Source organism: Pseudomonas sp. TWR2-1-1, from assembly GCF_049897045.1.
Lineage (GTDB): Bacteria > Pseudomonadota > Gammaproteobacteria > Pseudomonadales > Pseudomonadaceae > Aquipseudomonas > Aquipseudomonas versuta.
Window position 1 is genome coordinate 1 of sequence record NZ_JAFCVM010000015.1, and the last position, 15,425, is coordinate 15,425.

Consider the following 15,425-nt stretch of genomic DNA (forward strand, 5'->3'; position numbering starts at 1 on the left):
GATCCAGCCCATCGACATCAGGAAACCATTGAGCAGGCCGTTATTGCTGAGGATGCCCATCCACGCGTAAACGCGGATCAGGATCGCGGTCCAGGTCGGCATCATGATCAGCAGCACCAGCACGGTCTGCATCTCTTTACGCGCATTGGCAATGGCGTAGGCCATCGGATAACCGATCAGCAGGCACAGCGCCGTGCTGAAGAAAGCCATCTTCAGCGAGCCCAGGTAAGCGGCGATGTACAACTCGTCGTCACCCAGCATGGCGAAGTTGCCCAGGTTCAGCAGCAGCTGAATTTTTTGGTCAACGTAGCTGTAGATCTCGGTATACGGCGGAATCGCGACGTCGGCTTCGGCAAAGCTGATCTTCAGGACGATGAAGAACGGCAGCATGAAAAACAGGAACAGCCACAGGAATGGAATCCCGATGACCATCTGGCGGCCACCGGGGGTTATTCGTTGCAGGCGGCGTTTGAGTTTTCGAAGGTTCATGAGCGCAGTACCACGCCGCTGTCATCTTCCCACCAGACATAGACTTCGTCGTCCCAGGTCGGACGCGCACCGCGGCGTTCGGCGTTGGCCATGAACGACTGCACGATCTTGCCGCCGGGTAATTCAACGTAGAACACCGAGTGGCCGCCCAGATAGGCGATGTCATGCACCTTGCCCCGCGACCAGTTGTATTCGAAGACCGGCTTGACGGTCGTGACCAGCATTTTTTCCGGGCGGATTGCGTAGGTGGTCGACTTGTCCTCCAGAGAGGTGGTTACGCCGTGACCCACGTAGATATTACGCTCCAGTTCCGGGCAGTGAATGATTGCGAACCCTTCCTCGTCCTCAATCACGGAGCCTTCGAAGGCATTCACGTTGCCGATGAATTCACACACCATCCGGCTCACCGGTGCTTCGTAGATATCCACCGGGCTGCCGATCTGGGCAATCCAGCCCAAGTGCATGATCGCGATGCGCTGGGCCATGGTCATGGCCTCTTCCTGATCGTGGGTCACCATGACGCAGGTCACGCCGACGCGCTCGATGATTTCCACCAGTTCGAGCTGCATTTGCGAGCGCAGTTTTTTATCCAGCGCCCCCATCGGCTCATCGAGCAGCAGCAGCTTTGGACGCTTGGCCAGCGAGCGGGCCAGGGCCACACGTTGACGCTGGCCGCCGGACAACTGATGCGGCCTGCGCTTGGCGTATTGGGTCATGTGCACCAGCTTGAGCATCTCTTCAACGCGGGCGTCGATTTCGCTGGCAGGCAGGCGGTCCTGTTTGAGGCCGAAGGCAATGTTTTGCGCCACGGTCATATGCGGGAACAGGGCATAGGACTGGAACATCATGTTGATCGGCCGCTCGTAGGGCGGCATGTCGGTGATGTCGATCCCGTCGAGAAAAATCCGTCCCTCTGTCGGGCGTTCGAAGCCTGCCAGCATGCGCAGCAGGGTCGATTTTCCGGAGCCGGAACCGCCGAGAAGGGCGAAGATTTCGCCTTGATGGATCTCCAGGGACACATCGTCCACGGCGGTGGTTTCGTCGAATTTTTTACTGACCCGGTCGACTTTCAGCAGCACCTTTTTGGGTGTGTGCTGGCCTTCAAGTGCCTTTCTGTAGAGGCTGGAGGCGTTTGCCATGTGAAACTCCCAACAGATTTCAGTCGTCAGGCCAGAAGGGCCCGACTTAATAATTGATTGCAAGCCGGCTGTGAACGGGCTTGCCCGGCGCCGCCGTCCTGGCTGTCTGGTTGTACTTTTTGTTATTGCGGTTTGTTGTTGTGCGGGGCGGGCGCGCACAGGCCCGGCCGTCCCTCACAAGGGCAGCTAACGATTGAATCGGGTTTTGGGGTTTTCAGTCAGCGGGCTTCATGGGGCGCCGCCCGTTGCAAACACGGCATGCATAAGAGGAAGGGGGTGGTGATGGGTGCCGCAAACACCTGGATCGCGACTCTGACAACACACAAAAGCGGGGCGCCGCTGACATGCCAGGGATGCAGGCCAGTCTGTTTTGACGCACGCAGTAACACCGGTCAATGGCTTGATTGCCATTTTTATCACCTCGAAGTTTCACACTTGAACGAGCTTTTTCGGAGCTTAGCCTTGTTGATTTTAATTAACAACTCCCATGTAAAAAATTCTAAACACGCAACGTCTAACTTTCATAATTAACTGCTAGGCCACGATTCACGGGGCTCAATTTGACCCCGAAATTGCCTGAAAAATAACAATGGAGGGCGGGGTGTTCGCTATTGACTTCACTTTGCCTTTCGGATTGACTGAGTTCCAGAAGCGGCTGTGAACATAATAATTAACATAATAGGTGCCTCATGTCGGTCCCCCTGCGTGCCATTCAGCTCAATGAAGCGAACGCATTCCTTAAGAAATATCCTGAGGTTTTGTACGTCGACCTTCTGATTGCAGATATGAACGGTGTGGTGCGCGGCAAGCGCATCGAGCGCACCAGCCTGCACAAGGTCTACGAAAAAGGCATAAACCTGCCGGCATCCCTGTTTGCTCTGGACATCAACGGTTCTACGGTAGAAAGCACCGGTCTGGGCTTGGACATCGGTGATTCGGACCGCATCTGCTACCCCATCCCGAATACGCTTTGCATCGAGCCCTGGCAGAAGCGCCCGACGGCGCAACTGTTAATGACCATGCATGAACTCGAAGGCCAGCCGTTTTTCGCTGACCCGCGCGAAGTGTTGCGTCAGGTCGTCAGCAAGTTCGATGACATGGGGCTGACCATTTGCGCCGCCTTTGAACTCGAGTTCTATCTGATCGACCAGGACAACGTGAACGGTCGTCCGCAGTCACCACGCTCGCCGGTATCCGGCAAACGTCCGATGTCGACCCAGGTGTACCTGATCGATGATCTCGACGAGTACGTTGACTGCCTGCAGGACATTCTCGAAGGTGCCAAAGAGCAGGGCATCCCGGCTGACGCAATCGTCAAGGAGAGCGCCCCGGCGCAATTCGAAGTCAACCTGCATCACGTCAACGACCCGATCAAGGCGTGCGATTACGCAGTGCTGCTCAAGCGCCTGGTGAAGAACATCGCCTACGACCATGAGATGGACACCACCTTCATGGCCAAGCCGTACCCGGGTCAGGCGGGTAACGGGTTGCACGTGCACATTTCGATTCTGGACAAGGAAGGCAATAACATCTTTGCCAGCGAGGATCCCGAGCAGAACGCCGCACTGCGTCACGCGATCGGCGGTGTGCTCGAGACCCTGCCGGCGCAGATGGCGTTCCTGTGCCCGAACGTCAACTCCTACCGTCGTTTCGGTGCGCAGTTCTATGTGCCGAACTCGCCGAGCTGGGGCATCGACAACCGTACCGTGGCGGTGCGTGTGCCTACCGGTTCTGCCGACTCGGTGCGCATTGAACACCGGGTTGCCGGTGCAGATGCCAACCCGTACTTACTGATGGCTTCGGTACTGGCCGGTATACACCACGGTCTGACCAACGAAATCGAACCGGGCCCGCCGGTGGAAGGCAACAGCTACGAGCAGAACGAACAGAGCCTGCCGAACAACTTGCGTGATGCCCTGCGCGAGCTGGATGACAGTGAAGTCATGGCCAAATACATCGACCCGCTGTACATCGATGTATTTGTCGCCTGCAAGGAAAGCGAGCTGGCCGAGTTCGAGAACTCAATCTCCGACCTTGAGTACAACTGGTACTTGCACACGGTTTGATTGGCCGAGCCGTCATTCAGAAACAGAACATAGCGCGGTTGGCGGGTGGTGCAGAGGCGGTGTCCACCACGATCAGCCGTGCTCTCGCTTGCGCGCTGCCGGCGCCGGGGTCCACCGGCGTGACGGCGGCGCCCATCGGAGACATTCATGAAGCACACCCATGTAAACAGCTATTACGCTGCGACCCGAAACCTCACGACTGACTTCCCGGCACTTGAAGAGTCGGTGGAATGTGATGTCTGTGTCATCGGCGCCGGGTACACCGGCCTGTCATCGGCTCTGTTCCTGGCTGAAGCAGGCTATAGCGTGACGGTACTTGAAGCCGCGCAGGTCGGGTTCGGTGCCAGCGGTCGCAATGGCGGTCAGTTGGTCAACTCCTACAGCCGCGACGTCGATGTCATCGAGGCCCGTTATGGCGAGAAGACCGCCCGGGTGCTCGGCAGCATGATGTTCGAAGGCGCCGATATCATTCGCCAGCGCATCGGGCGCTACGACATCCAGTGCGATTACCGGCCGGGCGGGATCTTTGCTGCGCTGAATAAAAAACAGCTAAAAGCCCTGGCCGAGCAGAAAAGCAGCTGGGAGGCGTACGGCAACCAGAACCTGACAATGCTCGATGCGGCTGACATCAAGCGCGAAGTGGGCTGCGCCAACTACGTTGGCGGTCTGCTGGACTTGCAGGGTGGCCACATCCATCCGCTGAACCTGGCACTGGGTGAAGCCACGGCCTTCATCGGCCTGGGCGGCAAGATCTTCGAGCAGTCGGCTGCCGTGGAAATTACTTACGGCGAGCCGATCACCGTGCGTACCGCCAGAGGCGTGGTGCGCGCCAAGTACCTGCTGATCGCCGGTAACGCTTATCTGGCGCAGAACCTCGACAATCGCGTGACCGCCAAAAGCATGCCTTGCGGGTCGCAAATTGCCGTGACCGAACCGCTGCCCGAAAATGTGGCCCGCAGCCTGATCGCCAACAACTACTGCGTCGAAGACTGCAATTACCTGCTCGATTACTACCGCCTGACCGCCGACAACCGTTTGTTGTATGGCGGTGGCGTGGTCTATGGCGCCCGCGAGCCGGACGACATCGAGCAACTGATCAAGCCGAAAATCCTCAAGACCTTCCCGCAATTGAAGGACGTCAAAATCGACTATCGCTGGACCGGCAATTTCCTGCTGACCATGTCACGCATGCCGCAATTCGGCCGTATCGAGAAAAACGCCTACTACATGCAGGGTTACAGCGGCCACGGTGTTACCTGTTCGCACCTGGCCGGCAAATTGATCTCGGAAATGATCCGTGGCGATGCCGAGCGTTTCGACGCGTTTGCCTCCTTGCCGCACATGCCGATGATCGGTGGTCGCACCTTTCAGGCGCCGCTTACAGCCATGGGCGCGGCGTATTACGCCTTGCGTGACCGGTTCGGGATCTGATCCCGAACTGGCCACGTGGCAGCGGGGGCCGTCAGCGCGCTGCCACACAGTTATTGATCGGCCATTTAGCGAACCTGCTGAGCAAGAACCGCAAACGTGATTTAATAGCCGCCTTTCACGTTTGTGGTACAGGGGTACGGTGCGCTCAAGGCCATCCGTCGCCCCCCCATTACCCTTAAGTAGTTCACGCATAAGGCTGTCATGGACACGGGCTCACGACTCAAACTAGTACGCGAAAGCTACAAAATGTCCCAGCGCGAGCTGGCCCGACGTAGCGGCGTCACCAATGCCACAATCTCCCTGATCGAGCAGAATCGCGTCAGCCCTTCTGTCAGCTCCCTCAAGAAACTGCTTGAAGGCATCCCCATGTCTTTGGCGGACTTCTTCACCTTCGACCAGCCGCCCCGCGCCCACCAGTATGTTTTCCGCGCCAATGAGCAGCCGGATCTCGGGCGCGATGGTTTGCGCCTGTTGCTGATCGGCGCTTCGGTACCGGGCCGGCAGATGCGCCTGTTGCGCGAGCAATATGCCCCGGGCGCAAGCACGGGGGCAGAAGCGATCGTGCACGCCGAAGGGGAGGAGTGCGGGCTGGTCACGCGGGGTGTTATCGAGCTCACCGTGGACGGTATGAGCAGCATCTTGAATGCCGGGGACGGCTACTACTTCCCGAGTACGCTGGCGCACCGGTTCAGAAATATCGGCGCCGACGAGGCAGAAATCATCAGTGCCAACACCCCGGCCAACTTCTGATGTGAAAGCATCCGGATGGCCTCGCTTGGCACTTTGTGCGCAAGCCTTGCGCTAATAAACGCCAGGAAAGTCTTCCATGAACATACCGCCAATCGGCTCGTTTATTGCTCGCTGGCCCGAACTGGGGCTGGTGCCATCCGTTGCGTGGCAAATCACCCGGGACTGTGAAAACCAGGTGTTGTTTTTACTGCCCAGGCTTGGGCCGGGTTATCAACGCCAAGGGGTTTGTGCCATTCACGAAACGGCGGTGGTGGAGCCGGGTGCCGTATTGAAGGGGCCGATCATAGTCGGCCCCGGTGCTTTCGTTGCGGCGGGTGCTTACCTGCGAGGCGGGGTGTATCTGGGGCGCAACTGCATCGTTGGCCCGAGCTGCGAAGTGAAAAGCAGTTTCATGCTGGAAGGCAGCAAGCTGGCGCACTTCAACTTTGTTGGCGACTCGTTGATTGGCGAGAAGGTAAACATCGAGGCGGGTGCGATCATTGCCAATTACCGCAACGAGCTGGAGGGTGCGCCGATCAACATCCGTCATGCGGGCTATGTGATCGAGACCGGAGCCAATAAATTCGGGGCCTTGATTGGAGATGGCTGCAAAATCGGGGCAAACGCAGTGATTGCCCCCGGCGCGCTGCTGCTGCCCGAGACACGAGTGCCGCGACTCGGTCTGATTGACCAGTTTGCCTATGTTGACTAATACCCCCGCCAACTGCTGACAACCCCCTGTAGGAGCAGGCAAGCCAGGCTCCTACAGATCTGCTGTGTTCCCTGTGGGAGCTGGCTTGCCAGCGATGGCATCAGCGCGGTTTAACAGTAATGCCGCGTCGCCTGCATCGCTGGCAAGCCAGGCTCCTACAGATCTGCTGTGCTCCCTGTGGGAGCTGGCTTGCCAGCGATGGCATCAGCGCGGTTTAACAGTAAAACCGCGTCGCCTGTATCGCTGGCAAGCCAGGCTCTTACAGATCTGCTGGGCTCCCTGTGGGAGCTGGCTTGCCAGCGATGGCATCAGCGCGGTTTAACAGTAAAACCGAGTAGCCTGCATCGCTGGCAAGCCAGGCTCCTACAGATCTGCTGGGCTCCCTGTGGGAGCTGGCCAGTCTCAGAACTTCAATGCATTGGTCAGGTCGCCCATGGGCGTTTGTCCGCGGGCTTTCATTGCATCGTCACGTGCCTTGAGGCCATCAAGCACTTCCAGCTGATGCACCCGGGTGATCAGGCGCAGGATCGAGGCGGTGTCATACACCGTGTGGTCCACCGTGCCTTTGCGAGCGAATGGGGAGACCACCAGCGCCGGGATTCGTGTACCCGGGCCCCAGCGGTCGCCTTTGGGCGGCGCCACGTGGTCCCACCAGCCGCCGTTCTCATCCACCGTGACCACAACCACCATGTTCTGCCATTGCGGGCTGTTGCGCAGCACCTTGATGACACGGTCAAGGTGCCGGTCCCCGGCCGCCACGTCGGCATAACCGGCATGCATGTTGAGGTTGCCCTGGGGTTTGTAGAAGGTTACCGCGGGCAGTTTGCCGGCCTCGGCATCGGCGACAAACCGGTTGGTAGCAGATTCGTCCCCCAGGCCGCCGTCGCGCAGGCGCTTGCTGCGCTCGAGCGGGTTTTGCGGACCTTGCTGCACGAAGTAGTTGAACGGCTGGTGGTGGTACTGGAAGTTTGGAATCTTCGGCAGGGTGCCCGAGTCTTTGAACTGGTCCAGAGTGGCTTGCCAGGCACCGGCGTACCAGGCCCAGTCGATGTTCTTTTTGCTTAGTTTGTCGCCAATGTGCTCGTGGGTCTGGGGCACCAGTACGCTGGGCAAATCAGGTTTTGAGTAATCCGGATGTTCGGGATCGCGGATCCAGGTAGGCCAGTAGGGCGGGGCCATGGTGTTCACGGCAAAACCGTCCGGGGTGAGGGCGCTGGGGCCGAACTGCGGGGCGCCGGTCATGGCGCTGGCCGGGGATTTGTCTAACGGTTTGAGGCGCGTGCCGGTGGGGTCGTCGCCTTGTAGCGAGGCGATCTGGGACTCGGCCACCGAGGTGCTGGCGTTCGGATAAAACGGTACTGCGGCGCTGATCAAGTACTGATGATTGAGGTACGAGCCGCCAAAAGCCCCCTGGAAGAAGTTGTCACACAGCACGAACTCCCGGGCCACGTCCCACAGGCGCAGGGAATACTGGGTCTGGTCGTAATAGCCCATGGTCAGGCCGCCCGAGTCGGCCCAGGCGACGAACCGGTCGTTCTTGCCGTCGTTGATCTGCATCTGGTTCTGGTAGAAGACGTGCCATAAATCGCGGGTCACCAGATTCAGCGGCAGGTCTTCCCGGTTCGGCCCCTTCAGGGCAAACGGGGCATTGGGCAGGTTTTCTTGATACTGCACTCCGGTGGCATATGTCACGCCGTCCACTGTCTGTGGCCCCACCTGAACCACTCCGCCCCAGGCGGGAGGCAAGGTCTGCAACAGGCTGCCATCACGGTCGCGTTGCTGGTAGTCGGCGGATTTGAGTGCCGACAATGGCCGCTCTACACCGGGGAAGTTGGCGAACAGATTGTTGAAGCTGCGGTTCTCGGCATAGATCACCACGATGGTCTTCACCTGCTCCCCAAGTTTGTTGTCCAGTTCAGTCGGCGTCAGCGGCTGCGCTTTGGCGCCGCTGTCCTGCTGACTGCCCCCGCAAGCGCCCAGTGCGGCTGCGCCCACCCCCAGAGCCGCAGCACCGGCAAGGAAATGACGGCGGCTGGTACTGGCGGGCAGTCGGGTGTCCTGGTCTTTCTGGTCGCTCATACGGGTTCCTGATCAGATGTAACAAAATATTATCGGGCCGGAGGCTAACAGGGGATTGTGACGGCGCCGTGGCAGCAAGTCGACCTTGAGGAAGATTTCATCCCATATATAGGGCTATGAAGTCACATATTGAACTGTTGTCGAGACTGGTTTATGGTCTGGCCATAACCAAGGGATCAGACGGCAGTCGGGTTCCGAAAATAAATACAACAAGAGGTTTTCCCCATGACAGGTCCTTCGCTGGACAGTTGTCTGCATGCCAGCACCATGAAGAAGCTCAACCTGAAGCTGATTCCCTTCCTGATGCTGTTGTACATGGTGGCTTACATTGATAAGTCGAACATTTCGGTGGCGGCGCTAACCATGAACGCTGACCTGGGGCTCAGCGTGCGGATGTATGGCATCGGCGTGGGTCTGTTCTTCCTCACCTACATTCTGTTCGAAGTGCCCAGCAGCATCATCCTGACCCGGGTCGGTGCGCGGCGCTGGATTGCCCGGATCATGATCACCTGGGGCATCATCGCTGCCGGCATGAGCCTGATCCAGAGCGCCAACCAGCTCTACGTCATGCGCCTGTTGCTGGGCGCGGCCGAAGCCGGTTTCACCCCCGGCATCATCTACTACCTGTCGCAGTGGTACCCGCGCAGTGACCGGGCCAGGGCCATGTCATGGTTCTACATCGGCGCGGCTCTGGCGTCGGTGATCGGGTTGCCGTTGTCGGGTGCCTTTCTGCATCTGGACGGTTTGCTGGGCATCAACGGCTGGCGCTGGTTGTTCTTTCTCCAGGGCATTCCTGCAGTGGCGCTGGGCATTGTGGTCTTGCGCTACATGCCTGACTCCCCGGCGTCTACCAACTGGCTCGACAGCGCGCAAAAAGCCTGGCTCAGCCGCACCATCGAGGCCGAACAGGCAAGCACCGTCATCTCGCACAAGGATGCCTGGCATGTGGCGTTTCGCAGTCGCCAGGTGTGGCTGCTGAGTCTGTTCTGGTTGCTCCAGGCTTTCGGCACCATCGGGGTCACCCTGTTTTTGCCGCTGATCGTGCAGTCGGTATCCAGACAGGGTTCGTTTGTGGTCAGCCTGCTGTCGGCGATGCCGTTTTTCCTGGCTTGCGTATTTATGTACGCCAACGGCCGTCATTCCGACCGTACCGGTGAGCGCGGCTGGCACCTGGGTGGGCCGCTGTTGCTGGCCGGGGGCATGCTGGGCCTGGCGGTGTTTACCGGCAATCAGTGGCTGGCCTACGTGATGCTGGTGGTGGCAGTCGGCCTGAACTGGGCGGCGACTCCGGTGTTCTGGGCCACCACCACTGAGTATCTGTCCGGGCCTGCAGCCGCTGTTTCGATTGCCTTGATCAACTCCATCGCCAACATCGCAGGGCTTGGGCTGCCACCGGTCATGGGCTGGATCAAGGACACCACTCAAAGCTATGACTACGCCTTGTTGTTGGTCGCCGTTGCCTTGCTGGCCGGTGGCATGCTGGGTCTGTACCTGGGCGGTCAACGCAAGCGCCAAGTCATGCGTGACGCCATCCTGGAGGGCCACAAAAATGTACACAGTGCTTAAAGTTGCGCGTTTGCCGGACATGCTCAGCGAGGGGTTGCATGCCCGATATGAAGTATTGGAATGCAGTGAGAGCGGCAGCGAACTGGATGCGTCAACGGCCCGGGGGATACGCGCTCTGGTTGCCAATGGCGAGTCGCGGGTTGGGGCCGACTTGATCGGGCGGCTACCCGACCTGCAAGTGATCGTGGTGTTCGGCGTCGGCTACGACGGTATCGATGTGGCGGCTGCCAGGGCCCGGGGCATTGTGGTGACGCACACGCCGGACGTGCTCACCGACGACGTGGCCGATTTCGCCATTACCCTGATGCTCGGCACTGCCCGGCGCATTGCCAAAGCCGATCAGTTCGTGCGTAGCGGGCAGTGGCAGCAAGGTCCGTTCGGCTTTACCCGCAAGGTCAGCGGGGCGCGGCTGGGCATTGTTGGCCTGGGGCGGATCGGCATGGCGATTGCCCGGCGCGCGGCGGCGTTCGACATGCGCATCAGCTACCACGGGCGTCGTCCGCTGGCGGTTGATTACCCGTACTACGCCTCGTTGACCGAACTGGCCGCCGCGGTGGATTTTCTGGTGATTGCCGTGGGCGGTGGAGAGTCGACCCGGCACCTGGTCGATGCCAAGGTGCTCGCCGCACTGGGCAGTGAAGGCATCCTGATCAATGTGGGGCGCGGTAGCGTGGTTGACGAGGCCGCGCTTGCCAGAGCATTGGCCCAGGGGCGCCTTTTGGGGGCCGGGCTGGATGTATTCGAGGATGAGCCGCGGCCCCATCCCGGCTTGCTGGCGCTGGACAATGTGTTGTTGGCGCCGCATATGGCCAGTGCCACCTGGGATACGCGGCGGGCGATGTCCGACCTGACCCTGGCCAATCTGGCCGCGCATTTTAGCGGTGCTGCCTACCCCACACCGATCCCGGATTGAACTGCCATTTTATGGCGCGAGCCCTTGCGCCTGTTCTTGCAGACCGGTTTCGATCAAGCCGGCCAGTTGTTTGATGGCAGGTGCCTGCAGCTCGGCGCCGGCATGCAGTACATAACCCAGGGTCGGCATTGGCGGTAAGCCGTCAATGACCCTGAGGTTGCCCGGCAGCCCGATACGGGTACGCAGGGTTACCCCAAGCCCGCCAGCGACAGCTGCCCAGAGGCCACCCACGCTGGGGCTGGTCAGGGCAATTCGCCACGGGATATTGGCTGCATCCAGCGCCCGGGTTGCTGCAGTGCGCAACAGGCAGGGAGCATCGAACAGGACTAATGGCAGCGGGGTGTCCGTGAGTGGTGGCGCCGGCATGTCCCGCGGCCCGATCCAGTGCATCTGCGCCTGGCCCAGGCACTTGGCATACGGCGATGCATTGCCGGTGTCCCAGGTCAGGGCCAGATCCAGGCTGGCGTCAGCGATCATCCCGAGCAACTCGGTGTTACGGGCAATCCTGACTTCGAGACTGACCCTGGGCCAGGTTTTGACGAAGCGTCGCAGAATGCCGCTTAAAAGATGTTCACCAAAATCTTCCTGCAGGCCAAGGCGCACCGTACCTGCGCTCTGGTGCTCATGCAGGGTCTGGAAAATACTGTCGTTGAGTTCAAGCAGTCGTCGGGCATGGCTCAGCAAGGCTTCGCCCGTCGCGGTCAATGCCAGACCGCGGCCCGATCTGGCCAGCACGGGCATCCCGACCTGTTCCTCCAGCTTCTTCAACTGGGCGCTAACCGCCGAGGTCGAGCGCCCGAGCCGGTCGGCGGCTTTGGCGAAGCTGTTGAGTTCCACTCCGGTGACGAAGGTACGCAATACATCAAGGTCAAAGGCCGGGCGGCGCATGGAATCATCCATAAAATCAGGACTATTGGCCTTATTAAATCTGATATTCGGGAATGTTGCGACTTGCTAGTTTTGTCTCTCGATTGATGTCCCTGAGGGAGAAAAGCATGCATCCATTCATTAACGCCGAACCTGCTACAGCGCAACAGGCACATGAGCCCGCCGGGACACAGGAGTAAGCCCAATGCCTTTTGCACGAATTTCACTGCATCGGGGCAAACCGGGCGAGTATTTGCAGGCCCTGTCACAGAGCCTGCACGCTGCCTTGGTCGACAGCTTCGAAGTACCGCCGACAGACCGCTTTCAGGTCATCCATCAGCACGAAGCCGGCGAGTTGATATTTGACCGTCATTACCTGGGCGGCCCGCGCAGCGACGATTTTTTGCTGATCGAAATCACTGCCGGGCGTGTACGCGATACCGCGACCAAACAGCGCTTCTATCGATCCCTGGTCCAACGGTTGCAGCGTGAACCGGGTATCGATCCTGAGGACGTGATGGTGGTGATCACTACCAACGATGCCCAGGCATGGTCGTTTGGAGGAGGGCGGGGAAACTAGCGCCGGTTTCAGGCTGTATCAGCCAAATGCGGGCCAGCTGTGACTGTCGACAGGCCTGGCGCAATGCTAGGGTCGGCATTCAATTCCCCGCCGATCAAATGACAAGGAACCCTTCCATGGCGCTACCGACCCTACATCTTTTATGCGGCAAGATCGCTTCCGGCAAATCGACCCTGGCCAAAACCCTTGCCGTCGAGCACCGGGCCATTGTCCTGAGTGAAGACCAGTGGCTCGCCCGGCTTTACCCGGGTGAAATCAACTCGATCGCTGACTATGTGCGATACGCACGGCGGATTCGCGAGGTGCTGGGCCCTCTGGTGATTGGGGTGCTTGAGTCGGGTACCCCTGTGGTGCTGGATTTTCCTGCCAACACCGTCGCCGATCGTCAGTGGCTACTCAGCCTGGCGCAAGCGGCGCAGGTGCCGCACTGCTTGCATTATCTGGAGGTGGATGGCGCTACCTGCAGGGCCCGGCTGCATGCTCGCAATGCGCAGGGCGAGCATGACTTTGCTGCGACTGATGCAGAGTTTGATCTGATCACCCGCTACTTCAGTGTCCCGCAAGCAGATGAGGGGCTGGTTATCGTGACTCACCGCCCGTAGTCATCTCCAGTGGCGGGTAGTGCTGTTGGTCTGTTGCGTGCGGGGTTGCGGCACCGGCCTCATGCAGGGAAATCCTTGAGGTCTCCGGCAACGCCAGGCCACCGAGCAATGCCAGCAGGGCAACGGCGATCAGGTAAAACGCTGGTGAAAGGTTGCTGCCGGTGGTGCTGATCAGCCATGTCGCCACCAGCGGAGCAGTGCCGCCGAAGAGGGTGTAGGCCATGTTGTAGGTAATGGCCGACGCGGTATATCGGGTGCGGGTCGGGAAGGTTTCCGAGAGCAGGGCGGCTGTTACCACCCCGCACAGCACTGCGCCGACCGCCAGCAGCATGACGCCGATGATGGACGCCGCGAAGCCGCCGGAACTGGCCATCAGGAACGATGGATACACCACGACAATCAGCAGTGCACAAGCCGTCATCACCGTGACCCTGCGCCCGACCCGGTCTGAATACAGCCCGGCCAGCGGGCAGATCGCGGCAGCAAACAGCAAGGCAATCAGCGATACCAGCAAGGCCGTTGCTCGACTCAGGCCCCCGGCCACTTGCAGGTAAGTCGCGAAGTAAGTGGTGAACATATAGAAAGATAATGCCGTCAGCGACACAAAGGCGCCCAGGCAACAGATAGCCGCGCCATGGTTGCGCAAGGTCTCCTTGAGCGGGGAGTGGGCCACCGCATGTTCCTCGGCCACCGCCTGGAATGCAGGGGTTTCATCCAGCTTCAAGCGCATGTAAAGCCCCACCAGACCCAGTGGCGCAGCGATCAGGAACGGCAGGCGCCAGCCCCAGTCGGCCATGGTTTGTGCCGATAGCGACGCTTCGAGTGCATAGGCCACCACGGCCGCTGCAGCGAAGGCGCAGAAGGTCGATACCGGCAGGAAGCTGCCATACCAGGCCCGCTTATCATTCGGCGCGTGTTCCATGAGGTAGGCGCAAGCACCGGCGTATTCACCCCCGGCGCTAAAGCCTTGAGCGCAACGGATCAGGGTCAACAGGATGGGGGCCATCACGCCAATGGCGGCATAGGCAGGCAGCACCCCGATCAGTGTCGTGGCCCCTGCCATCAAGAGGATTGTCATTGCCAGGGTTCTTTTGCGACCGATACGGTCACCCAGCATGCCGAAGAAAATTCCGCCAAGGGGGCGGAACGCAAAGGCTACGGCGAATACGGCGAAAGTCTTGAGCAGCGCGGCACTGGCATCGCCGCTGGGGAAAAACTGCTGGGCGATGGTGGTTGCCAGAAAGCCATAAACCGCGAAGTCGAACCACTCGACGAAGTTACCGATGGCCGCGGCGGCAATGACTTTTCTCAGGGTTTTGGGGCTGACCTGCCCGGTGATGGCACTCGTCATGCTGAACCTCGACATTTCATCAGAATGCTTTCGATTATCGAGGCAGCCAGTGAAAGGGTTCGCTTCAAAAGTGTCATCGGCATAGTCAGCACCGACGTTTTGCTGCCTAGCCGCCTTTGGTCGAGACGATACTCGCCACCAGCCGTGGCTTGCAGTTCAGATAAGCCGAAGACTGCAGCCAGTGCTGGTCGGGGTACCAGGCAAACATGAACTGACCGTCCTTGAGTTTGTCTACCACCTGGCGCGCCACTTGCGGGCGTACGGCAGGGCAGCCCTGGCTTCGGCCGATGCGGCCCTGGGTCTGGCTCCACAACGGGTTCACATAGCTGGCGGGGTGAATCACGATGGCCCGTTCACGGGCACTGTCATTGATACCCGGCTCCAGGCCGTCCATGCGCAGCGAGTAGCCGTTGGCACCCTGGTAACTCTCCTGGGTGCGGAACAGGCCAAGGCTGGATTGATGGCTGCCTTCATTATTGGAGAATTGAGTGGCGAAGTTTTCCCCGGATTTTTGCCCGTGGGCCACCAGGTCGCGCAGCACCAGGGTCTTTTTACGCAAGTCGAAGATCCACAGGCGGCGGGCCGTGGAAGGTTGCGAATAGTCGATGACGGCAAGGTTCTGTGCGGGGCTGGCGCCATTGCTGACGGCGCATTGCATGGCACTGAGGGCGCTTTTAAGTGCCTGGGGATTGAGTTCCGGAGCGGCCTGGGCGAGGCTGTTGTAAAGCCCTGGTGAGGAAGTATTGGCGGCGAACGCTGGGCTGCACAAGGCTCCCAGGGTCGCGGCGACCAGAAAAAGTCGTCGCAAAGAAATCAGCATAGATTAAGAGTTTCCACTATTGAATTAGCTCCTGACGCTGCGTCGAGTTAATAGCGATCCTGTTTAGCTGCTAGCCTTCAG

At 59.6% G+C, this 15,425-nt stretch carries 13 protein-coding genes and 1 pseudogene; 8 read left to right on the forward strand and 6 right to left on the reverse strand.

Features of this window, described 5'->3' with window-relative positions:
- Together ACP7BO_RS23420 and ACP7BO_RS23425 are read right to left on the reverse strand one after the other, a co-directional pair.
- Window positions 1–489 (reverse strand): annotated as a pseudogene (locus ACP7BO_RS23420) (putrescine ABC transporter permease PotH); the annotation flags it as partial.
- Complete coding sequence (locus ACP7BO_RS23425) at window positions 486–1,628, reverse strand: ABC transporter ATP-binding protein (RefSeq protein WP_397456592.1); 1,143 nt, start codon at window positions 1,626–1,628, stop codon at window positions 486–488. The gene ACP7BO_RS23425 and the pseudogene ACP7BO_RS23420, both read right to left, overlap by 4 nt.
- A 689-nt stretch (window positions 1,629–2,317) precedes the next feature.
- On the opposite strand from ACP7BO_RS23425, the gene ACP7BO_RS23430 reads away from it, so the two are divergent.
- The 4 genes from ACP7BO_RS23430 to ACP7BO_RS23445 all read left to right on the forward strand — a co-directional run bounded on the left by ACP7BO_RS23430 (window position 2,318) and on the right by ACP7BO_RS23445 (window position 6,566).
- Complete coding sequence (locus tag ACP7BO_RS23430) at window positions 2,318–3,694, forward strand: glutamine synthetase family protein (RefSeq protein WP_060692117.1); 1,377 nt, start codon at window positions 2,318–2,320, stop codon at window positions 3,692–3,694.
- A 147-nt stretch (window positions 3,695–3,841) separates the two neighbouring features.
- On the forward strand, window positions 3,842–5,125 hold the full coding sequence (locus ACP7BO_RS23435; RefSeq protein ID WP_426212918.1) for an NAD(P)/FAD-dependent oxidoreductase: 1,284 nt from the start codon (window positions 3,842–3,844) through the stop codon (window positions 5,123–5,125).
- 201 nt (window positions 5,126–5,326) lie between these two features.
- Entirely contained in the window at window positions 5,327–5,875 is a 549-nt protein-coding gene (locus ACP7BO_RS23440; RefSeq protein WP_060692121.1) for a cupin domain-containing protein, read from the forward strand.
- A gap of 76 nt (window positions 5,876–5,951) precedes the next feature.
- On the forward strand, window positions 5,952–6,566 hold the full coding sequence (locus ACP7BO_RS23445) for a transferase (protein ID WP_426212919.1): 615 nt from the start codon (window positions 5,952–5,954) through the stop codon (window positions 6,564–6,566).
- A 402-nt stretch (window positions 6,567–6,968) separates the two neighbouring features.
- Here the strand turns inward: ACP7BO_RS23445 and ACP7BO_RS23450 are convergent, their stop codons facing one another.
- On the reverse strand, window positions 6,969–8,645 hold the full coding sequence (locus tag ACP7BO_RS23450; RefSeq protein ID WP_426212920.1) for an acid phosphatase: 1,677 nt from the start codon (window positions 8,643–8,645) through the stop codon (window positions 6,969–6,971).
- A 225-nt stretch (window positions 8,646–8,870) separates the two neighbouring features.
- Here ACP7BO_RS23450 and ACP7BO_RS23455 point away from each other — a divergent pair, with 225 nt between their 5' ends.
- Both ACP7BO_RS23455 and ACP7BO_RS23460 read left to right on the forward strand, forming a co-directional pair.
- Window positions 8,871–10,211, forward strand: coding sequence for an MFS transporter (locus tag ACP7BO_RS23455; RefSeq protein WP_397456598.1), 1,341 nt, complete (start codon window positions 8,871–8,873; stop codon window positions 10,209–10,211).
- Complete coding sequence (locus ACP7BO_RS23460; RefSeq protein WP_426212921.1) at window positions 10,195–11,124, forward strand: 2-hydroxyacid dehydrogenase; 930 nt, start codon at window positions 10,195–10,197, stop codon at window positions 11,122–11,124. Before ACP7BO_RS23455 ends, ACP7BO_RS23460 begins: the two co-directional genes overlap by 17 nt.
- 9 nt (window positions 11,125–11,133) lie before the next feature.
- On the opposite strand, the gene ACP7BO_RS23465 is transcribed toward ACP7BO_RS23460, so the two are convergent.
- A complete protein-coding gene (locus tag ACP7BO_RS23465) occupies window positions 11,134–12,012 on the reverse strand; it encodes a LysR substrate-binding domain-containing protein (RefSeq protein ID WP_426212922.1) in 879 nt (292 codons plus the stop codon).
- 184 nt (window positions 12,013–12,196) lie between these two features.
- Here ACP7BO_RS23465 and ACP7BO_RS23470 point away from each other — a divergent pair, with 184 nt between their 5' ends.
- Both ACP7BO_RS23470 and ACP7BO_RS23475 read left to right on the forward strand, forming a co-directional pair.
- Window positions 12,197–12,571, forward strand: a complete 375-nt coding sequence (locus ACP7BO_RS23470) for a tautomerase family protein (protein WP_426212923.1) — start codon at window positions 12,197–12,199, stop codon at window positions 12,569–12,571.
- Window positions 12,572–12,687: 116 nt separating this feature from the next.
- Window positions 12,688–13,173: an AAA family ATPase gene (locus tag ACP7BO_RS23475; RefSeq protein ID WP_426212924.1), complete on the forward strand. Its 486-nt coding sequence runs from the start codon at window positions 12,688–12,690 to the stop codon at window positions 13,171–13,173.
- Here ACP7BO_RS23475 and ACP7BO_RS23480 read toward each other — a convergent pair.
- A complete protein-coding gene (locus tag ACP7BO_RS23480; RefSeq protein WP_426212925.1) occupies window positions 13,151–14,524 on the reverse strand; it encodes an MFS transporter in 1,374 nt (457 codons plus the stop codon). The two genes, ACP7BO_RS23475 and ACP7BO_RS23480, sit on opposite strands and share 23 nt — an antisense overlap.
- Window positions 14,525–14,630: 106 nt before the next feature.
- Complete coding sequence (locus ACP7BO_RS23485; protein WP_426212926.1) at window positions 14,631–15,344, reverse strand: murein L,D-transpeptidase catalytic domain family protein; 714 nt, start codon at window positions 15,342–15,344, stop codon at window positions 14,631–14,633.
- Between the last annotated feature and the right edge of the window lie 81 nt (window positions 15,345–15,425).